Annotated in this window: 3 protein-coding genes; all 3 read left to right on the top strand. The window is 69.9% G+C overall.

Annotated features, from left to right (window positions below; translation table 11 throughout):
- Nucleotides 1–2329, top strand: a 2329-nt coding sequence (locus KUTG_RS46270) for a type I polyketide synthase (protein ID WP_157495718.1), incomplete at its 5' end; no start/stop codon positions are given.
- Nucleotides 2305–2679 carry a hypothetical protein gene (locus KUTG_RS54850; RefSeq protein WP_052396225.1) on the top strand — a complete coding sequence of 125 codons (375 nt, stop codon included), beginning with the start codon at nt 2305–2307 and terminating at the stop codon, nt 2677–2679. The genes KUTG_RS46270 and KUTG_RS54850, both read left to right, overlap by 25 nt.
- An 18-nt stretch (nt 2680–2697) precedes the next feature.
- A partial coding sequence (locus KUTG_RS54845; protein ID WP_157495717.1) for an SDR family NAD(P)-dependent oxidoreductase occupies nt 2698–3335 on the top strand: 638 nt, incomplete at its 3' end.

The following is a 3335-nucleotide window of genomic DNA, read 5'->3' as shown; positions in this document are numbered from 1 at the left end:
CCGGCTGCCGGGTGGAGTCGCTTCGCCGGACGACCTGTGGCGGCTCGTGGCCGACGGCGTCGACGCCGTCACCGACTTCCCCGATGACCGCGGCTGGGATCTGGCCTCCCTCTACGACCCGGATCCGGCGGCGTCCGGCAAGTCCTATGTTCGCGAGGGCGGATTCCTGGACGACGCGGCCGGTTTCGACGCCGAGTTCTTCGGCATCTCGCCCCGCGAGGCGTTGGCGATGGACCCGCAGCAGCGTGTGCTGCTGGAGACCTCGTGGGAGACGTTCGAGCACGCCGGCATCGACCCGAGCGCGCTGGCCGGCGCGAACATCGGCGTCTATGCCGGCCTGATGCACCATGACTACGCGGGCGAACCCGGCACGGCCCCGGAGGGCATGGAGGGCTACGTCGGCATCGGCACGGCCGGCAGCGTCGCCTCCGGCCGCATCTCGTACACCCTCGGCCTGGCCGGTCCGGCCATCACCGTCGACACGGCGTGCTCGTCGTCGCTGGTCGCGCTGCACCTGGCCGTCAACGCACTGCGTTCCGGCCAGTGCGACATGGCCCTGGCCGGCGGCGTCGCCATCATGGCCACCCCCGCCGCGTTCATCGAGTTCTCCCGCCAGCGCGGCCTGGCCACCGACGGCCGCTGCCGCGCCTACTCCGACGCGGCCTCGGGCACCGGCTGGTCCGAAGGCGCCGCACTCCTTCTGGTGGAACGACTTTCCGACGCCCAGCGCAACGGCCACCACGTGCTCGCCTTGGTGCGCGGAACGGCGATCAACCAGGACGGCGCGTCCAACGGCCTCACCGCACCGAGCGGCCCGGCCCAGCAGGCCGTCATCCGGGCGGCGCTGACGGATGCCCGCCTGTCCGCCCACGATGTCGACCTGATCGAGGGCCACGGCACCGGCACCACGCTGGGCGATCCGATCGAGGCCCAGGCGATTTTGGCCACATACGGCCAAAACCGGCCGGGGCCGGTGTGGTTGGGCTCCTTGAAGTCCAACATCGGGCACGCCCAGGCCGCGGCCGGTGTCGCCGGCATCATCAAGACGGTCATGGCCATCCGGCACGGCATCATGCCCACGTCGCTGCACATCGACCAGCCGTCGCACCACGTCGACTGGTCGGCCGGTTCGATCGAACTGCTCACCGAGGCCCGGGAATGGCCCGAGAACGGACACCCCCGCCGGGCCGGCGTCTCGTCGTTCGGCGTGAGTGGCACCAACGCCCACGTCATCATCGAGCAGGCACCCGACCTGGCCCCCTTGGAGCACACGGCTCTCCCTGTTGTGCCGTGGATTCTTTCGGCGAAGACGCCGCAGGCCCTGGCCGACCAGGCCCGCCGCCTCGCCGACCACGTCACCGACAACCCCGAACTCCACCCCACCGACATCGCCACCGCCCTGACAAGGCGCACACAATGGCAACACCGAGCGGTCGCGATCGGCAGCACTCGTGAGGAACTCCTCGCCGCCCTCAAGACCCCGATCACAGGCTCCGTCACCGAAGGCAAACTCGCCTTCCTGTTCACCGGGCAAGGCAGCCAACACATCGGCATGGGCCACGACCTCTATCAGAACTTCCCCGTCTACACCGAAGCCTTCGACGCCGTCTGTGCGCACTTCCCCGGCCTCCGCGACATCATCTTCGGCAACGACAACAGTCTTCTGGCCCAAACCCAACACGCCCAACCCGCCATCTTCGCCCTCGAAGTCGCCCTCTACCGACTCCTCGAATCCTGGAACATCCGACCGGACTATCTGGCGGGCCACTCCATCGGAGAGATCACCGCAGCCCACATCGCCAACGTTCTGAACCTGCGCGACGCCTGCACCCTCATCGCCGCCCGCGCAACCCTCATGCAAGCACTCCCCACCGGCGGCACCATGATCGCCATCAACGCCACCGAAAACGACATCCCCACCACACCCGGCGTCGACATCGCCGCCATCAACGGACCCAACGCCATCGTCCTGTCGGGAGAGGAAACAGCCGTCACGACACTCGCGGCACAGCTCGCCGACAAGGGCCACCGCACCAAGAAGTTGAACGTCAGCCACGCCTTCCACTCCACACTCATGGAACCCATGCTCAACGACTTCAGGAAGGTCGCAGAAACCCTCACCTACCAACAACCCACCATCGCCGCCATCTCCACCGTCACCGGCAAACCCGTCACCAACGACTGGACCACATCAACTGGACCACCCTCCTCCCCCACACCCACCACACCCCCCTCCCCACCTACCCCTTCCAACACCACCACTACTGGCTGGCCAAGCAGCCGATCGCGCACGCAGCGTCCACTGTGGACTCCTGGCGGTACCGGGTGACCTGGCGTCGCCTGTCGGAGAGCGCCGGCCGGTTGACCGGCACGTGGCTGGCCGTGGTCCCGCCGGGCGTCCCCGCGAACGTCACCGCGCTCCTCGACGGACTGCGGGCGCAGGGCGCCGACATCGTGATGAGCCGGCCGTCCGGCGACGTGAGCGGGGTGCTGGCGTTCGTCGCCTTCGACGCGTTCCCGCACAGCCTCACGGCGCTCACCGACCTGCTCTCCGAGCCGACGAACGGGCCCCTGTGGGTGGTGACGATGCGGTGCGGCCAAGGATCCCGAGCAGGCCGCCGTGTGGGGCCTCGGCCTGGTCGCCGCGCTGGAGTACCCCAAGCAGCGGTTGCGGCCTGATCGACCTTTTTTTTCGACGTGGACGAAGCGGCCGTGCGCCGGTTCGCGGGCGCGGTGACGGCCGGCTCCGGCGAGGACCAGATCTCCCTTCGCCCCAACGGAACGTACGGCCGGCGGCTGGCCCGCGCGCCGTTGTCCACGGACGCCAAGGACTGGACGCCGCGGGGCACGGTCCTGGTCACCGGTGGCACCGGCGGTGTCGGCGCCAACATCGCGCGGCGCCTCGCCGGTCGAGGCGCCGAGCACCTGGTGCTCATGAGCCGGCGTGGCGGCACGAGCGAGGAAGTCACGCGGCTCCGGGAAGAACTCGGCGTGCGGGTCACGATCGCCGCCTGTGACGTCGCCGACCGGGACGCCCTCGCGGTCGTGCTGGCCGATCTCCCGGACCTGACCGCGGTCGTCCATGCGGCCGGGATCGGCGCACACTCGCCGATCGCCGAGACGGACGCCGCCGTGTTCGCGGACGCGCTGGCGGGCAAGGCGATCGGCGCGGCGAACCTGGACGAGCTGCTCGGCGACCGGCCGCTGGACGCGTTCGTGCTGATCTCGTCCAACGCCGGCGTGTGGGGAGGCGGCGGCCAGGGCGCCTACGCGGCCGCGAACGCCTACCTGGACGCACTCGCCGAACGACGCCGGTCCCGGGGACGGGTGGCGAC

Origin of the sequence: Kutzneria sp. 744 (assembly GCF_000568255.1) — a bacterium.
Lineage (GTDB): Bacteria > Actinomycetota > Actinomycetes > Mycobacteriales > Pseudonocardiaceae > Kutzneria.
Note: the sequence above shows the minus strand (reverse complement) of the source record. Positions and strands in the feature narration are given on the sequence as shown.